Annotated in this window: 11 protein-coding genes; 1 reads left to right on the forward strand and 10 read right to left on the reverse strand. The window is 34.5% G+C overall.

Features of this window, described 5'->3' with window-relative positions; genetic code table 11:
• The 6 genes from QE109_RS03385 to QE109_RS03410 form a co-directional block, all read right to left on the reverse strand.
• On the reverse strand, nt 1–1,454 hold a 1,454-nt coding region (locus QE109_RS03385), incomplete at its 3' end, for an acyl-CoA carboxylase subunit beta (RefSeq protein ID WP_281092987.1).
• Between the two features lie 112 nt (nt 1,455–1,566).
• The gene (gene madM / locus QE109_RS03390; protein WP_281092988.1) at nt 1,567–2,328 is read right to left on the reverse strand and encodes a malonate transporter subunit MadM; all 762 of its coding nucleotides are present in this window, start codon (nt 2,326–2,328) and stop codon (nt 1,567–1,569) included.
• Nucleotides 2,329–2,341: 13 nt separating this feature from the next.
• Nucleotides 2,342–2,713 (reverse strand): malonate transporter subunit MadL, encoded by a 372-nt coding sequence (gene madL / locus QE109_RS03395; RefSeq protein WP_281092989.1) that lies wholly within the window; start codon nt 2,711–2,713, stop codon nt 2,342–2,344.
• A 13-nt stretch (nt 2,714–2,726) separates the two neighbouring features.
• Entirely contained in the window at nt 2,727–3,914 is a 1,188-nt protein-coding gene (locus tag QE109_RS03400; protein ID WP_281092990.1) for a CaiB/BaiF CoA transferase family protein, read from the reverse strand.
• A gap of 182 nt (nt 3,915–4,096) precedes the next feature.
• Nucleotides 4,097–5,431 carry a sigma-54-dependent transcriptional regulator gene (locus tag QE109_RS03405; RefSeq protein WP_281092992.1) on the reverse strand — a complete coding sequence of 445 codons (1,335 nt, stop codon included), beginning with the start codon at nt 5,429–5,431 and terminating at the stop codon, nt 4,097–4,099.
• 4 nt (nt 5,432–5,435) lie between these two features.
• Nucleotides 5,436–7,625, reverse strand: coding sequence for a PAS domain-containing sensor histidine kinase (locus QE109_RS03410; protein ID WP_281092993.1), 2,190 nt, complete (start codon nt 7,623–7,625; stop codon nt 5,436–5,438).
• Between the two features lie 279 nt (nt 7,626–7,904).
• On the opposite strand from QE109_RS03410, the gene QE109_RS03415 reads away from it, so the two are divergent.
• Nucleotides 7,905–9,302 carry a DUF4352 domain-containing protein gene (locus QE109_RS03415; RefSeq protein ID WP_281092994.1) on the forward strand — a complete coding sequence of 466 codons (1,398 nt, stop codon included), beginning with the start codon at nt 7,905–7,907 and terminating at the stop codon, nt 9,300–9,302.
• A 150-nt stretch (nt 9,303–9,452) separates the two neighbouring features.
• On the opposite strand, the gene QE109_RS03420 is transcribed toward QE109_RS03415, so the two are convergent.
• The 4 genes from QE109_RS03420 to QE109_RS03435 form a co-directional block, all read right to left on the reverse strand.
• On the reverse strand, nt 9,453–11,246 hold the full coding sequence (locus tag QE109_RS03420; protein WP_281092995.1) for an HD domain-containing phosphohydrolase: 1,794 nt from the start codon (nt 11,244–11,246) through the stop codon (nt 9,453–9,455).
• A gap of 175 nt (nt 11,247–11,421) precedes the next feature.
• Nucleotides 11,422–14,553, reverse strand: coding sequence for an AAA family ATPase (locus tag QE109_RS03425; RefSeq protein ID WP_281092996.1), 3,132 nt, complete (start codon nt 14,551–14,553; stop codon nt 11,422–11,424).
• Nucleotides 14,550–15,698 carry an exonuclease SbcCD subunit D gene (locus QE109_RS03430; protein ID WP_281092997.1) on the reverse strand — a complete coding sequence of 383 codons (1,149 nt, stop codon included), beginning with the start codon at nt 15,696–15,698 and terminating at the stop codon, nt 14,550–14,552. Before QE109_RS03430 ends, QE109_RS03425 begins: the two co-directional genes overlap by 4 nt.
• Nucleotides 15,699–15,793: 95 nt before the next feature.
• The gene (locus QE109_RS03435) at nt 15,794–17,443 is read right to left on the reverse strand and encodes a glycoside hydrolase family 5 protein (RefSeq protein WP_281092998.1); all 1,650 of its coding nucleotides are present in this window, start codon (nt 17,441–17,443) and stop codon (nt 15,794–15,796) included.
• Nucleotides 17,444–17,686 lie beyond the last annotated feature (243 nt).

Raw genomic sequence — 17,686 nt, forward strand, 5'->3', positions numbered from 1 at the left:
AATGCAGGCTCGATGATATCATCCACAAATCCTCTTTCAGCTGCTTTATAAGGTGTTGCAAACTCATCAGTGTATTCCTTAATTAATCTAGCCCTTGTTTCTGTTGGGTTTTCTGCATTTTTTATTTCACCTCTAAATACAATGTTAGCAGCACCTTGAGGACCCATAACAGCAATTTCAGCTGATGGCCAAGCTAAAACTATATCCGCTCCTAAGTGCTTTGAACCCATAGCAATATAAGCGCCTCCATATGCTTTACGAGTAATAAGTGTCACCAGTGGCACCGTTGCTTCTGAATAAGCATATAGCATTTTAGCACCATGTCTGATAATGCCACCATATTCTTGATCTGAACCTGGTAAAAAACCTGGTGTATCTTCGATTGTTAAAATCGGAATATTGAAAGTATCACAAAATCTAATAAACCTAGCAGCTTTATCAGACGCATTAATATCAAGACACCCTGCTAACACATTTGGTTGATTGGCAATGATACCAGTTGTATGTCCGTTAATTCTACCAAAACATGTGATGATATTCTTTGCAAAATGCGGAAAATATTCCATATAATCTTGTTGGTCTACAATAGATCTTATTATTTCAAACATATCATATGGTTTATTAGGACTATCAGGAATAATCTCATTTAGTAATTCGTTAACTTGGTTTGGATTTTCAACTGCTTCAGTTTCAGGTGCTGATTCAAGATTGTTTGATGGTAAAAAGCTTAACAACCTTTTAATTTCATCGATACATTCTTCATCTGTGCTTGATATAAATTGCGAAACACCACTTACAGAGTTATGAGTCATTGCACCACCAAGTGCTTCTGCTGTCACTTCTTCACCTGTTACAGTTTTAATAACTTGAGGACCTGTAATGAACATCTGAGAAGTTTTATCAACCATAAAAACAAAATCAGTAATTGCTGGAGAATAAACCGCTCCACCTGCGCACGGTCCCATTATTGCAGTGATTTGTGGGATTACACCTGATGCCAAGGTATTTCGGAAGAAAATGTCACCATATCCTTTTAAAGCATCGATTCCCTCTTGAATTCTAGCACCACCAGAATCATTGATCCCAACAATAGGAACGCCCATTTTCAGTGCATTATCCATCGCTTTACAGATCTTTGCTGCATGCATTTCTCCAAGCGACCCACCTATGATCGTAAAATCTTGTGAATAAGCATATACAAGTCTCCCGTTTATCTTTCCATAACCTGTAATAACACCTTCTGTTGGTGCATCAACTTCTTGCATGCCAAAATTTGTGCATCTATGTTTCACAAATGCATCTATTTCAACAAATGTATTTTCATCAAATAATAAATTAATTCTCTCACGAGCGGTTAATTTTCCTTTATCATGTTGCTTTTCAATTGCTTTTATACCACCACCCGATGATAAAATTTCTTTCATATCATTGAGTTGCATCAATTTGTCATTCATTATATTCCTCCCTGTTGCCTTGTAATCATAAAACAAATGATTGATTCAAACCGAATCAATCATTTCCATTTATGAATCAATAGATATACTTTAGATATAAGAAAAATATCTACTATAAGAATATTTTTAGAACCATATATCCAAGTGATGGACACACTAAACTACCTAAACCTGTGTAGAAAGTCGCTGTCATTGCACCATAAGGTACAAGTTTAGGATCTGTAGCAGCTAAGCCACCAGCAACGCCACTTGTAGTACCGATTAATCCACCATATACCATGGCAGTCGTTGGATTGTCAAGTTTAATAGCCTTAGCAATAAACGGTGTTATAATCATAGTAAGTACAGATTTAACAACACCTGCAGCGATTGATAATGCAATAACTTCCGAACTCGCTCCAAGTGCAGTTCCAGTTACAGGACCAACGATAAATGTTACTGTTCCAGCACCAATTGTTGCCACATCAACTGCATCATGGTAACCCATTACATAAGCTATTACTGAACCTACTACAAATGAAAATGTAACACCTAATAGAAGTGATACGATGCCTGGAAGTCCTGCTTTTTTAAGATTTTCAAGCTTAGCACCAAAAGCTGTTGAGATAATAGCGAAATCTCTTAGCATTGAACCACCTAGTAGTGCAAAACCAGAGAAATAAGTGATGTCAGAAACCCCTTTTGAACCATCTGTAAATTTACCTGCAATAAATGCTAATATAAGTGCCACTACTATTGCAATTGCTGACCCCATTCTTTTTTGACCTATAACATTTGCAAACCAATATGAAACTAATAAAATTAAAGCTACGGCGCCTATCGCACCTACCAAAGGAAATTTGGTAAATAGTGTTGAAATAATATCTGAAATCATAATAGCGTCCCCCTTATTCTTCTAATTTTTTTGAGCCAAGTTTACCAATTACTGGCACCAAAAACATAGATCCTATTGTCGCTACTCCACCTGCTACGAAGGCAATTGCACCACCACTAAATGCAGCAACTACATTTTGAATACCTGCCATTGCAACAACGATAGGAATATAAAGTGCACTTAAAAGATAAATACCATTCTTAGTTCTTTCAGACCATCCGCCTCTTTTTTTATCGACATAATTACTCAATAAAATCAAAAGCAGCATTGCAAATCCAACACCTCCAACATTTCCGGAGATACCTAATGCTTCACCTATAAAATATCCAATAAATGAACCGATATACATACAAAATGCGACTATTCCCAATCCATAAATCTCCATATTGTCCTCCTATTTAAAATACTTGTTTTGCTTTAAGTTGTTCTAATTTTTCATCAGAGTAATTTAAAAGTTCTTTTAGAATATCTGCTGTATCTTCTCCTAAAATTGGTGCTGATTTATTGATTGTACCTTGTGTCTTACTCATCTTAATTGGTATTCCTGGAATATGAGTCGTTCCCGCTACTTTGTGTTCAACTTCTACAATCATATCTCTAAATTTAACTTGCTCATCTTTCGTGATCATCTCAATATTGTTGATTGGACCACATGGAATGCCTGCTTTTGTAAGATTTGTATACCATTCATCTGTAGATTTTGACTTCATAATTTCTGCAAGAATAGGTCTAAGTTTGTCATAATTAACTGTTCTTTGAGGATTGGATACAAACCTTTCATCAGTTATTAGCTCATCATGGCCAATTTCAACACAATACTTTTTCCACAAATTATCATTGCCCACTGCAATCATAATTTCACCATCTGAAGTTTCAAACGGTTCAAAAGGTACAATTGATGAATGTTTGTTTCCAGCTGGTTTAGGTGAAACGCCTGTTGCAAAGTATCTAGCTAGTGCATTTTCTAAAATAGCAACTTGACAATCTAGCATTGCTACATCAACTTTTTGACCTTCTCCTGTTGCATTTAAATGATTGACTGCAGCCAAAATACCTATAGCAGTAAATAGGCCAGCAGTAATATCACCAATTGACGGTCCAACTCGAGTAGGCTTTCCTCCAAGTTCACCAGTAATACTCATAATGCCACCCATCGCTTGAACAACGCCATCATACGCTGGTCTGGAACTATATGGTCCAGTGTGACCAAAACCTGAACTTGCTGCATAAATCAATTTAGGATTAATCTCTTTTAGTACTTCATAACCAAATCCTAATTTTTCCATCGTACCTGGTTTGAAATTTTCAACTACAACATCAACCTCTTTAATAAGTTCAAAAAAAATAGTTTTTGCATCTGGATTCTTAAGATCTAATGTCATGCTCCTTTTATTTCTATTTATGCTCATAAAATAAGCACTTTCCCCATTGATATACGGACCAAATTGTCTTGAATCATCTCCAGTTCGAGGTGCTTCAATTTTGATGACATCTGCTCCTAAGTCAGCAAGGACCATTGTACAGTAAGGACCCGCAAGTACTCTTGTCATATCTAGTATCTTTAAGCCTTGTAATGCTTGTTCCATACATACCTCCCGTTAAATAGATTTCTTCACAGTCTACTATTACGCAATTTATATGCCAAGTTATGGATCTTTAGTTCTCAACGATTTGGCCTATCCACCATACAAAAAAGCGGTAACATAATTACCGCTACTGGTAATAATGTTACCGCCCTTACATTTAATTGTCATTTATAATTTATATTTCAAGATTTATAATTTTGATTAGAAATACCGTATTTATCTATTTTACGTCTTAATGTCAGTCTTGATATATGGAGTGCATCTGCTGCTTTTGTGATATTCCAATTAAACTGTGAGAGTGCTCTTAAAACTGTTTCTTGTTCTGCGAGTTCCAGATGGCTCAGTTGACTTTGAGTCTCATATTCATCATCTATAAGCTCATAGGGTAACTCATCCATTGACAATTCATCTGAATCGCTTAAGATCATTAAACGCTCTATGATATTCTTAAGCTCTCTTATGTTTCCAGGCCAACTGTATTTGTAAAAAAGTGTAAACATATCAGAACTTAGTCCAACTACATTTTTATCAAGTAATTGGTTGTATATCTGAATAAAATGATTCACTAACAGTAAGATATCTTCTTTGCGTTCTTTAAGAGGTGGGACTTTTATAGGGATGACATTTAATCTGTAAAACAAATCTTTCCGAAAATTATTAGCTATAACTTCTTCCTGTAAGTTTTTATTTGTTGCTGCAACTACCATTGCATCAAAAGCAATCTCTTCATTACCACCTATTCGCCTATATTTTTTTTCTTGTAAAACTCTAAGTAGTTTTGCCTGTAAATCAATATCCATATCTCCTACTTCATCTAAGAAAAGCACTCCATTTTTTGCAAATTCAAAAAGACCAATTCGTTGACTTTTTGCATCTGAAAATGAACCTTTTTCATGCCCAAACAGTTCGCTTTCTTGTAACTGCTTAGGGATTGCAGCACAGTTAATAGCAACAAAGGGTTTATCCGGTGTACAAATAGCATGTACTTGTTTGGCAACAAGTTCTTTTCCCGTGCCACTTTCACCTGATATCAACACACAAGTATTAAACTGTATCCTTGAGAGTTTTTTGAGCTTTGTGAGTATTGCAGTAATCTCGGCAGATTCACCAACAATCTGCGTCATACTATGATCAGTTTTGTTTATAAGTGCTTTTTCATGAATATAGCTATCTAGTTGTTTGATCACACTGATCATTTCTTCAATTGAAAATGGCTTTGTAAAATAATCATGTGCGCCAAGTTTCATGGCTTCTACAGCTAACTTGACTTCGCTTAGATGTGTCATCATGATCACGGTACTGTTTTCATTTTGCATTTTCATTTGCTTAAGAACTTCAATCCCAGATATATCAGGTAATTTAATGTCTAAGATGACCAAATCAATTTTGTTCCTTTTAAATAGATCTAACCCATCATAACCATTAACCGCACTATATATCGTAGCATCAAGTTTTTTTAGTCCTAACTCAAGCGAAACACGTATACTTTTTTCGTCATCAATAACAAGTATATTCATGATATTATTCCTTCTTAAAAATTATTTTGAAAATTGATCCTTGTCCAACAACTGATTCAACTGTTAATGTACAACCATTTTCTTTTAGTTCGTTGTAAGCTATAAATAAGCCTAATCCAGTTCCCTTTTCTCTTGTGGTGTAAAATGGATAAAACAGTTTAGAGATTTCCTCTTCAGGAATTCCTTTACCTGTATCTTCAATACTTAATGTGACAACATTGTCTGAGTCTAATACGTTAATAATAATCGACCCCTTGTGTTCTATAGCTTGACTTGCATTTTTCAATATATTTATCAAGGCTTGCTTCACACTTCTTGCTTCAAGATTTAAAATAATGGGTTGAACCGGAAGATTTCTGATGAGTTTAATCTTATTAGTATCTATTTCACCTTTTAATAAATCGATACTACTCTTAATTATTCTTATTAGATCTACAGGCTTCTTTTTAATATCAGTATTTCTAACAAAATCTAAAAAGTTAATCACTAGAACATTAAGATCATTGACCTCTTCGCTTAATAAGTCCATTGCTTCTTTTTTAGATTCTTCCTGAATTTCATCATCTTTTAATAACTCAATTAAATTTGCCATCCCCGCAAGTGGATTGCCAATATCATGGATAATAGAGGATGAAAGCTCACCAATTGTGTGGATTCGATCCTCTTTTCGAAGTTCTAATTCTAGTATCTTCATCGCAGTAATATCTCTAAACTGAAGTACAACCCCAAGATAATTTCCCTGTTGGTCAATAACCCTTGAACAAGTATAACTGATTGTTATAATTTTGTCATGAGTAGATTTGAGGATTGTTTCTTGATCAGTCACCTGCTTATCAAAGTGAATAACATTTAAAACATCCTGTTTTATCACCAAATTCAATCTTTCTAAAATCTCAAAAAAATCATGGCCTATCATTTCACTTTGATCTAATCCTGTTATTTGAGTAGCTTGAGCATTAAATATTGTGATTTCATATTTGGAATCTGCAACTATAATGCCGCTGTGGACACTTGCTAAAATATTTTTCAAATACTGCTGAATTCGATTTTCACTTATGACAGAATTCTCAAGATCTACTAAATTTTTCTTAAGGTTAAAACTCATATCTACAAAAGCATGGCTTAACTCCATTAATTCATTGCTATCTGATTCGTTTGAAGCTACATTTATTTTTTCGTCTTCTTTGAGTGCAGTTGGAAGTCCTCTAACTTGAAGGACCAACTGTTTAATCGGCAAAGTAATCCACCTTGCTAAGATTAGACCAATTATCAAAGCAAAAAATAAAACAATTAGTTGTATGGTAATCAGCCTATTCGTTGAAAGCAAAATTTCTCTGTTAACGGTATCTTTATTTTGTTCAACAACGATCATCCAGTTATAATCCTTTAAAAAAGTCACTGAAGCATAATATTCAGAATCTCCTATGGCGTATCTTGTATTGAGATTTTTGTGTGTTTCGAGGATAGATTCTATATCAAAGCCTTTCACATTTCCTTTAATATTGAGTTCTGAAATTGGAATCAACTTTTGTTCAATTTTATAATCTGGGTGTATGACCAAAGTACCCGACGCATCTACAATCCATATTTTCCCTTCAAAACCTAGTTTTACTTCTTTAAGAATTTTTTCAATATTGTTCAGTGGAATCCCGGCTCCAATTAACCCCACAATATCTTCATTATTATTTTTAACAGGAGCTGCAATAATAAAATGTGGTCTGTTTAGAACACTACTTACTAGTAAATTACTCATCGTCGATTTTTTCTTATTTTTAATAATATCCCAATAATAGTCTCTGTCTGTATACAATCTTCCCTGTACGTTTTCATTTGTCGGTTTTGAAAATACCATTTGAGATTTCTGATTCATGAAAAAAATAAGATCAAAGTATTTGAAATTATCATAAATTCTAAATATTTCACTTTCGATCTGATTTAAGTCTCCACTACTTTGAGAAGAAAAATTAGCAGCAGTAATTACTGTATCTGTAGCATTTTCAAGATATAACGTCAGTTCATTAGAAATCATTTCGGATATTATCATATTTTTTGATTCGATATTTTCTTCAAGCTTATATCTAAAAATTAACTGCATCATTAAACCTGTCACGAGCACACAGATCAAGGTAAAAATCGTTATAAAAAAAGGAATTCGAAATTGAATGCTATTTCTTCTAAATTTATACTTTTTCATGCACCAATATCTCCTTTAAAATTATTTAATGCAAATTTGAAGCAATGCTATATCGTCAACTCCACGTACTATTAGCATCTTGCTTTTCAATTTTATCATATTCGTAATAAAGTAGCTAATATTAGGGTAAGTAATTATATTTTAACAAGGTAAAACCGCAAAACAAAATAATTAAAGTTCTATTAGAAATTACCTTTTTGGGTATGATAAAGCCCAATATCACCTTATAATATCCAAGTGACTTATTAAGAACAATAAAAAACTAAGGAGATACTTAAATTGAAAAAGCTAATCATTATTATTCTAACACTTTTGCTTGCTGGTTGTTCAAGTGCAAAAATCTCAACTGAGAGTGAGTCAAGCAATGATTTCAAAGAATTACCTAACCACCTTGTTGAAACAAGTAATGAAAATACAAAAGCAATAGGAGAGATTTTATCATTTGATACCTATCAATTCCAAGTTCTAAAAATATATCAAACAGATAAAAAAATAAAAAGCGAACAAGGAAACGCTAGTATTTACATAGCTGAAGTCATGTATAAAAACATCTCAGAAGAAAAAGTTTTTATAAGTGCTTCTGATATTTTAGTGAAAAACAAACCGCTTACGATATGGGAGTTCTCACCCTATTCTGAATCACCTACTGGCATGGACACTCCAGGTTATTTAGTTCCTCATGGTACTGTAAAACGATTGTGGTCGTTTGCTATCTATGATAGTGAAGAAAAAATAATCTCTATTATTGACGAAAAACATGGCGAGATTAATATAAGTTATGATATTGACTGTACAAAAAAAATGACGTCTTTTACCCCTCTAAGTCCAGATGAAAAAATGCTATATGAAGCTCAATTTAATGGCAGTCAAGTTGCAAATTCGGATGCTTTAGAATTAATTATTCAAGAATCCTCAACGCTTGAATATATTAACCCTTTAGAAAAGACCATCTCGCTTGTTTCAGTTGATATTGAAAAAAAGGTACTAGCAGAGGATCTAAAATATATCTTTTATTTAAAAACTGAAGACGGCTTTTTAATTCCTGAAAGTCTTGAAAGCCCATTTTCTAATTACATTAATGTTAGTATCCTCGGTTGCCCAACAAAGCAAAAGTTGTTTTTTAATAATGATGATATTTTGAAGCGTACTGATTTATCCTTAAGTGTCTATTCACAAGAATTTGGACAGAAACCTGAAAACTTACTTTATGATATTAAGTTAGATGGGAGTTATTATCAAGGAGATTTAAAGTCTGATTTTATAATTGACCCATCTTTAGTAAAAAATACGGTAATGATTGGCGACGTTAAGGTTTCACTTGAAACTGTATATGACCGCCTTTCTTCAAAAGATTCTAATCCTCATGAAGACAATGTATTTAGAATTGCCAAATTCAATCTTGAAAATGTCAAAGGTGAAAAAATCAAATTTTCTCCTACATTTTTTAATCTTGTTTCAAAAGAGGGTATATCTTATCAAATTGGTAACGTTGATGGTCTTGATGAAGATATTTTTGATCTTTTTGATTTAAATTTAAATTTAGGAAGTAAATATACAAGTTATATTTATGCTGAAGTTCCAAAGGATGAAGAACTATATCTCATCTATGAGAGTGAATATAATGAAATTTCACGCGTTTTATTTGATTTCTCAAAGCCAGATGAGGTGCTTGAATAACTTATTCATTTAGGCTCATTTTTTATTCATTAAATTGAGTTTTGAAGATAAAAAAACAAGAAGCCTTAAGTATTACATGAGGCTTCTTGTTTACGTTTATCATTAATAACATATTTAAAAATATGGTAATCTGATTATCTTAGATTTTAGTTAAATTTCCTTATACGCCTCATACACAGCTTCAATTTCTTCTTGTGCTTCAAAAAATGCTGCAACGATCTCAGGATCAAAATGTGAACCTATACTCTTATTGATGATTTCATAGCTCTTTTCAAGACTAAATGCCTCTTTATACGGTCTTTTGGAAGTTAAAGCATCAAATACATCCGCAAGTGCACTGATCCGAGCGCTTAATGGAATTTCATTGCCAATGATGCCATCTGGATAGCCAGAGCCATTGTATTTTTCTTGATGATAATGGGCGATGTGTTCTGCCATTTGGAAATAATCAAAGCCGTACTTGCTGAAACGTTCATGGATTTTCGAAAGAAATTTCGCACCATAAAAGGCGTGTTTTTTCATTTCCATAAACTCTTCATCTGTTAATTTACCAGGCTTGAGTAAAATACTATCTGGTACCGAAATCTTACCAATATCATGCATTGGAGAAGTTAAAATGATATTATTTACAAACTCTTTATCAATTTCGTTTTTGTACTTATCTTTCTTTTGAAGTGTTTTAGATATGATTTGTGCGTACATACTCATCCTTGTGAGATGTCTTCTTGTCTCAGGATCTCTACCTTCTGCAAGATCTGCTAAACTACCTGTTACTATCCCTAATAGATCTTTAAAGAGAATTGTTTTAAAAAGAGCGAAGCTAATTTTTTCTTTTAATCCCATAAGGAAATTCACATGTCTTTCTGTGAGTTTGTTGCTACTTTCAAACCTTGCGTAACCTATAACCGCTTTATTAACTGCTATTGGCAATATAAGCGTATATTCATTTTCCTGCATCACTTGATCCGGAATTGATATTTTTTCAAGCATTTCAAATTCTCTAGAGATATTACTGAGTTTGATTGCGCCATCTGTTATATTTTCATAGAAAAGTGTAATTTCTTTGATTTCTACAAAAGGTTTAAATGAAGACTGCATAAAATCTAATATCTCCAAGATATCATTTTCACCTAAGATACGGTTTTCAATATCTTTTACGGCTTCAATGCTATCCATTGCTCGATTAAAATCTTCGTAAAGTGCTTTAAATTCGTCTTCTTGTGTTCTATTTAAACGCTCACTATAATCACCATTGCCGATCGCAAACAAAGCACTTTGGATTTTTATTATAGGTGCATGAATTGATTTTCTAATGATAAATATCAAAGCGATAAAAATAAATCCCGCAGCGAAAAGAGAAATTATTTGAAGTATTTCACTCAGCTGTTTCTTTGCGTTTGCCTCCGACCTACAAATCTGTGTGATATAGTCTGCACTCTCAATCAGAGTGACATTTGTGACTTTAAAAGTATCCAGTTTTTCTGTATATAAAGCGATATCACTTAAATTTGATACATCAAGTAACCAATTAATTTGTGCTTTAGCATCACTCCATTTTGAAAAGGAGACAGCAAGTGCGTCATCTAAGATCTTACTAAAATCTTGGCTAAACTTAAGTTTCACGATTTTCCCATCTATTGGATACTCTTTTATGGAAAATGCATTCAACATAAAATCCACAGCACCTTCATATTCTTTTAACTGTGCTTCATTATCACTTTTTAATTTTTGAAATCTATCTTTATCATAAATTGCTATCTCACCCATGTTTATCGCTGTAAATGTAACACGTTCGACGAGTAATTTTTGTTTTGATAATAGTTCTGTCAATATCAAGTGTTGTTTTTGCGTTTCTACAGCAACGTAGGCACTTGCAGTTGTAACAAAGAGTGCTACAAAAACAAGCATAAAAATCAATAACAATTTGCCTCGGATAGTTTTCATAAAATGGGCCTCCATAATTTATCTAGTTGGTCATACTTCAAAGTTCTAGAAATGTGCTTGTTCAAAATACTAGAAATTTTGAAAATATAAGAAAGCATGCAGAACACCTGAGTTTACATGCTTTACTTATATTTATATACCTAATGCTAAAAAATTCAATCAAAATATTTATGATTTATACCATTTCTATCTCACTTCCAGTAATCCCTTTTTTTACAAGGATTTTTCTGTCAATGCGCTCTTTAAGTTCAGAGACATGAGAAATGATGCCTACTAACCTGTTACTATGTGTCAGTGCATTGAGCACTTCAATGGCCTGTTCGAGTGATTCTGAATCCAATGAGCCAAAGCCTTCATCCACGAACATAGTGTCCATCTGCACACCGCCTGCATGGGTTTGGATCAAATCAGATAGTCCCAGTGCCAGTGCCAGTGAGGCTTTAAATGACTCGCCGCCTGAAAGCGACTTAACACTCCTCATCTTGCCAGTATAATTGTCAAGCACATCGATCTCTAGACCAGTTTGACTTCTCATGTCACCAGCAGTTTCTTTTCTAATCAGTTCAAATCGCCCATTGGTCATATAAGAAAATCGTTTGTTGGCTTCGGTTAATACCCGGGCAAAGTAAAATGCCTGTATATACCTTTCGAAAGCGAGTTTTTGCTTACCCAACAAATCTCCATTTGCCGTCTCAGATAAGTTTTTATGAATCAAATAGTTTGATTCTACTTTTTCCATTTCACGCTTTTCTTTGGTTAATGCTTTTTCAATTCTTAAGTTAGCTGTGATACGGCTATTCAGTGCCAATTTAAGCTTTTCAAAGTGACTTCGCTTATCTTTGAGCATGGTCATATCATCTTCTAGCAATGCAGTCTCTAGATAGTGAATATCTTTTGTTTCTTGCTTCAACCTTTTTTCTTCATTATTTTTTTCTTTTAGTTGTTCATGGTAATTGGTGATTTCTACCTTTAAATTCTTGATTGAATTTTCATTCATCAATTTACTTTGATAATCGGCCAAAGTACCGAAGCCATTGCTTACAAGTGTTTCATTACATAAGCGATGCAACTCATCCAAAGCTTTCATTTCACTGACTTTACTCTTTTCAAGTTCTTCACTCGCTGCCTTATCTTTATCGAGTGAACTTTTACTTTCGTTAAATCTTCTTTCTGCTTTTTCATAATGTTCAGTTGATGTTTTAAGTGTAGCCGCTTTGAGATCACGTTCCTTTTTTGCTTCCTCAAGCGCGCTATATTTAAGTGTAGATTCCATGGTTTTGATCTGAGTTGTAAGACCAGCCAAATCGATGTTCATTTTGTTAAGTGTCGCTTCCTCATTTAAAATCGTAGCCGATATGGTTTCAATTTCTGAGGTCAATTTAGCAACTTGTTCTTTATTTTGAATAAACTTCAAAACTTGCGTTTCTAAAAGATGGATCTGCTGGGTTAGGTTTTCAACCTTTTTTAAATTTAATTGCTTCTCAGTTTCTATTCGAGCCACTAATTTCTCTACTTGATTTTGACCAAACATTGCCACAGCTTCATTTTCAAAATCACTTTGAAGTGTCTCTAGGACACTGGCTATTTTACTGATTTCTGTAGTGGTTTGATGCACTTTTTCATTTTCACTTTCAAGTGCATGCTTTGTCTCGTCGAGCTCAGAACGCGTTGGCGAAGCTTTGGATTTTGTAGCAAGTTTCGGATGTACAGTAGAACCACACACCTGACAAGGTTCATTCTCTTTAAGCTGTTCAGCCAGTATGCCTGCTTGCTCATTAAAGTATAGTTGCTCTAAATCTCTATACTGATCTAGTTTTTGTAGATATATTTTATTGATGTTTTCAAACTTTGACTGCAACGCTTGATGCTGAGATTTTAAATCCATGACTTTCATATTTTTAACTTCAAGTCGCTGTAAACTTTCCTTTACTAAATCCTCACGCTCTAACAAGTGCTTTTTCTCACTTAAATCTTTATCTGCTGTCACAAGCGTCTCATTTTCACTTTGAAGTACAAGCTTTTCTTGTTCTAATGTGATTTTAGTATGATTATTTTTCTCTATTGCATTTGAAATTCTATTTTTTTCAGTGGTTAATTTTTCTAACTCTCGCTTAACCTGCATTAAGGACTCATATTTTGAAAAATCCTCCTCTATGCGTTTGATTTCTATATGAAGCTTTTGTCTCTCAGATTCTTTGCCCTTTGCCTCATTAAAAAGCGTCTCAAGTTCTTTGGTTTCAAGTGTCTTTCTATCGATATCTAATTTTAGTTTCTCTATACGCGCTAATGTCTCCTGTACCTTCTCATCAGCACTATTCATACGATCTACAACTGGTTTTACGTTATGAAGTGCCTTTTCAGCTTCGATGACAGTGGTTTCTTTTATTTTTATATCATCCTCTAAAAGAAGTAATGCTTGGACCGCTTGCTCTACCTTTTGAAGTGTAGCTAGCTTTTCATTGTCAACTTTTGTCTTTTCGATTTTAAGCAGTAAATCTTCCATTCCTTTGCGAAGCAACTCTAGTTCATCATCCGTTAGCTTATACTGCTTTTTATCAGTTTCTATAATAGTACTTAATAGCTTAGTAAACGCATCATAATCGTGAATGCTTTTATTTGCTTTTAAGTCTGTAAGCACCATAAAATTCTCACTACTTTCATCACATTCAATCCCACTTGAGATTTGAACAATTGAGCGCACATGTGTATCGTATTCTGTTTTCAGTTGATTGGTCTGTTGCTTTAACTCATTTTGAAATCGTTCATATAGATCCGTACCAAAAACTTTTCTAAAAATGGCACTTCTCTCTGAATTATTCGCTAGTAACAATCTCAAAAAATCACCTTGTGCAATCATAGCAATCTGAGAAAACTGGTTTTTATTAATGCCAAGTATGCTTTCTATTTCGGCAGTCACTGCAGCAACACCAGTAACGACTCGCCCATCTGGACAAATCAAGGACGCGTTTGCCAGTTCTTTGGTTAATCCTTCACTTCTAAGCTTTGGTCTTTCATAAGATGGATTTCTTTCTACCGTATAGCGCTTGTCTTTATATATGAACTGAAGGCTAACAAAAGTTTTCGTGTCTGGCTTTGCAAAATCGCTTCGCATCATGCTGCCTTCTCTAGTTGTCCCACTATTTTCCCCAAAGAGTGCAAAGCAAATCGCATCAAAGATCGTCGTCTTGCCTGCTCCTGTGTCACCTGTGACAAGAAATAAGCCACTCTCACCGAACTTATCAAATGCGATCTCGACTTGATCCGCATAAGGGCCAAAAGCACTCATGATTATTTTTATCGGTTTCATCTCAGATCACCTCCGATTTTTTCTAGCAGTTCACTGACGATCGCTAACTTCTCATCACTAAGTGCTTCATTATTTTGAAGGGCATAAAACTCAGCAAAAAGTTCAAGGTCCGTTTTATCGTCTAGACTTTCTGCACCTGTTCTACTATTCACCGTTTGATTTCTATTATTTTCAAATTCGATCATCATGATGTTGGGGTAGATTTGTCTCATTCTACCGATCGCATCTAAGATCTCTTCCTCATCTGTTAAAGTCACATGGATATAATCATCTAATTGTGTATCTTTATAGTTTTCATAAGTTAGAAGCGCCTCAATAGTGCCCTTGATCTTTCTCAGGTCCCTTCTAGGAATAAGTGGTAAAGTTTCGATGATGATATCTCCTTTTTCCTTAAGTTCAATCACTGTAACCGACTTCACATGCTGCACTTCAGAGAAAGAATACTTAAGCGGTGAACCACTATACCTTACTGTATCTCTACCAATCCTTTGTGGTTTATGGATGTGACCCAGTGCCACATAGTCAAAAGCTTCAAAGACAGATACATCGATATTATCCGAACCACCCACCGATATACTTTCAGAATCACTTCTCTCTACTTCAGTATTCATAGCGGTAATAAATTGGTGCATCACCAAGATATTTCGCTCAGTGGTGTCTATGTCCATATGTTTAATAACACAGTCAAGTGCATCCTGATAAGATTCGATTTCTACATCTTGGTATAACTGCTTTACATGAACTGGTTTTAAAAAGGGGAGCATAAACACATTCACATCACCATAGTCGTCTGATAACACAACTGGATTAATCTGTCCATCAAACACCTTTGACATATACACACCCTTTTTTGACATGATGGATGCGCCAAATGCAATCCGCTCGGCTGAATCATGGTTCCCGCTGATTACAAAACAGGGTATGTCTAGCTCTGCTATTTGACTTAAAAACACATCAAATAATTTCACTGCTTCTGCTGAGGGCATGGATTTGTCATAGACATCTCCGGCGATCAGTATCCCCTCCGGTTTTATCTTTACTGCCATGCTGATAATTTCACCCAGTATATAAGCTTGATCATCCAGTAAATTCACTTCATTTAAGCGTTTTCCAATATGTAAATCGGAAATATGCATCAGTTTCATATATGCCTCCTACCTTGTTCAATACTTTCATCTACTCAGATATCACCGATTTCTCTCTGATGACAATGATTTTTATCTACTCTATTACTTCACTATCATTTCTTGATTTTTCTCAACTTAATATTGTCTAGTAAAAGAACACCTGCATTGCACTCTATCTTTAATTTATAAGTAGATGGATGAACTTTTCCAGCCCCATCATCTGTTTTTCTATGAAAAATAAAATGAAACTCAGTTTGATCATCCACTGTAAAAGTCTCGCTTTGGTCATCAACTGAACAGGTCATTTTAGTTTTATTGTTTATCTCTTGGTTTTTGCCAAGATGGACAACTATTTCATTCGCATCATCTTCCATGTTGAAGTAATAAGTTAAGGCTTCTTTCTCGTTTAATTTTACGAGTAAATTCTCTTCTGCTAACTGCGGTGAACCATTACGATGCGTATAGTTAACAGCGCCTAAATTTCCGCTTTCAAAAATTATTTCTACCGGATCATTCGATCGAATATCAGCACCAGGGCTACGTTTTTTATCAGCATCCACTTGATATTCATCATAAGCCTCTGCTGGTATGGTCACTGGTGCTGTTCTTTTAAGGGCATTGAAGACGCCTGAGTTTATTTTTGCGCTTGAAATGTTAATTAAGAGTTCATTAAAAATTTCTTGTGCTTCTGATGAAGTGATTGTCTTCACGTGGACATCATTTTCATTTTTTAAGTAGTCCTTGTTTTGCTCTGCCCACAAAACAATCTTGTCCCAATCATTTGGTCGATTAAAAGTTATAGGTGAGTTGTCACATGACATTTTCTTATAACTCCAAAACGACCAACTCAGATTAAATCGGTCAAAGAGTGGGAACATCGTCGTATACCAATCGAGATTATTTTCGCCACTTTCCCCCATGAAAAGAGGGACATTCAAGCGTTTGCTTACCTCTATATATTTGGCGATACTTTCATAATCAGGATTGCTCCAATACTTATGAAATTCAAGCACAATGCCATCGCTTAACTCTTCAGCTTCAATTGTGTCAAACATAGTAAAGTCAGTTGCCCAGTGAAGCCCCTCCAAGATAATAAGGTGTTTTTTATCAACTTCTCTTATTTTTTCTATTAGTTTTCTATAAAGTGGCATAAGTTTATGGTTATACGCACTAAACCAATTCGGAAGAGGTTCATTGAGCAAATCATAACCTGCCACCGCTGGTTCATCTTTATAACGCATTGCCAGCATGCCCCAAATTTCGATCAGTTCTTGTTCATAATGCTCTTCCATGAAAAGTCTCGGTTGATCATCTATGCAATCGTCGATATTGGCGCCTGTTTGCCCACCATTTGCCCCATGCATATCTAGTATCACATAGATATTTAACTCATTACACCACTTGATTAATTGATCAATATATTCTATGGTCTTTTGATTAAAGTGCATCTGCCCATTCTCTATCTTGTAAAGATGTCTTGCATTTATGGGAAGTCTCACGGAATTGTAACCTTGTCCTGCAATGGTCTCGATGTCCCACCTTGTAATGTATGTATCAAAGTACTTTTCCCAGAATATATTTGCATACGCTTCACCACAAAGTGTCTCAATCATTTTTTCCATACGTCTTGGTCGATCGCATAGATCATAAAGTCCCCACATATAACCTTCTGGTAAAAGCCAACCGCCAAGACCAAATCCCTTTAACAGAAATGGCATATCGCCACAGTATAATTTTCCATCTCTACTTTCAATATAATTCATATTATTTTATCCTCTCACGAAAAATTTAGAAATGCCCTCTAAAATATGTCATTAGATGACAATATTGCAAAAATACTACCGCTTAATTATAACATACAACCTCGAACGGATGCGAAATGCTTTCACATATCTTGACTCTAAATATGCAAAATAAAATGCCACTGGGCATCAGGTTAGATGTCCAGTGGCATTGATATTTACATAATTTTTTTTAGATAACCACATTAATCATGTGACTGCTTT

The organism is Fusibacter bizertensis, from assembly GCF_029914245.1.
Taxonomy (GTDB): domain Bacteria; phylum Bacillota; class Clostridia; order Peptostreptococcales; family Acidaminobacteraceae; genus Fusibacter_C; species Fusibacter_C bizertensis.

Coding starts and splice junctions, on each gene's coding strand:
- QE109_RS03410 (WP_281092993.1), bottom strand. CDS start 7,625: ATGAAAAAGTATAAATTTAGAAGAAATAGCATTCAATTTCGAATTCCT.
- madL (WP_281092989.1), bottom strand. CDS start 2,713: ATGGAGATTTATGGATTGGGAATAGTCGCATTTTGTATGTATATCGGT.
- madM (WP_281092988.1), bottom strand. CDS start 2,328: ATGATTTCAGATATTATTTCAACACTATTTACCAAATTTCCTTTGGTA.
- QE109_RS03400 (WP_281092990.1), bottom strand. CDS start 3,914: ATGGAACAAGCATTACAAGGCTTAAAGATACTAGATATGACAAGAGTA.
- QE109_RS03425 (WP_281092996.1), bottom strand. CDS start 14,553: ATGAAACCGATAAAAATAATCATGAGTGCTTTTGGCCCTTATGCGGAT.
- QE109_RS03435 (WP_281092998.1), bottom strand. CDS start 17,443: ATGAATTATATTGAAAGTAGAGATGGAAAATTATACTGTGGCGATATG.
- QE109_RS03430 (WP_281092997.1), bottom strand. CDS start 15,698: ATGAAACTGATGCATATTTCCGATTTACATATTGGAAAACGCTTAAAT.
- QE109_RS03420 (WP_281092995.1), bottom strand. CDS start 11,246: ATGAAAACTATCCGAGGCAAATTGTTATTGATTTTTATGCTTGTTTTT.
- QE109_RS03405 (WP_281092992.1), bottom strand. CDS start 5,431: ATGAATATACTTGTTATTGATGACGAAAAAAGTATACGTGTTTCGCTT.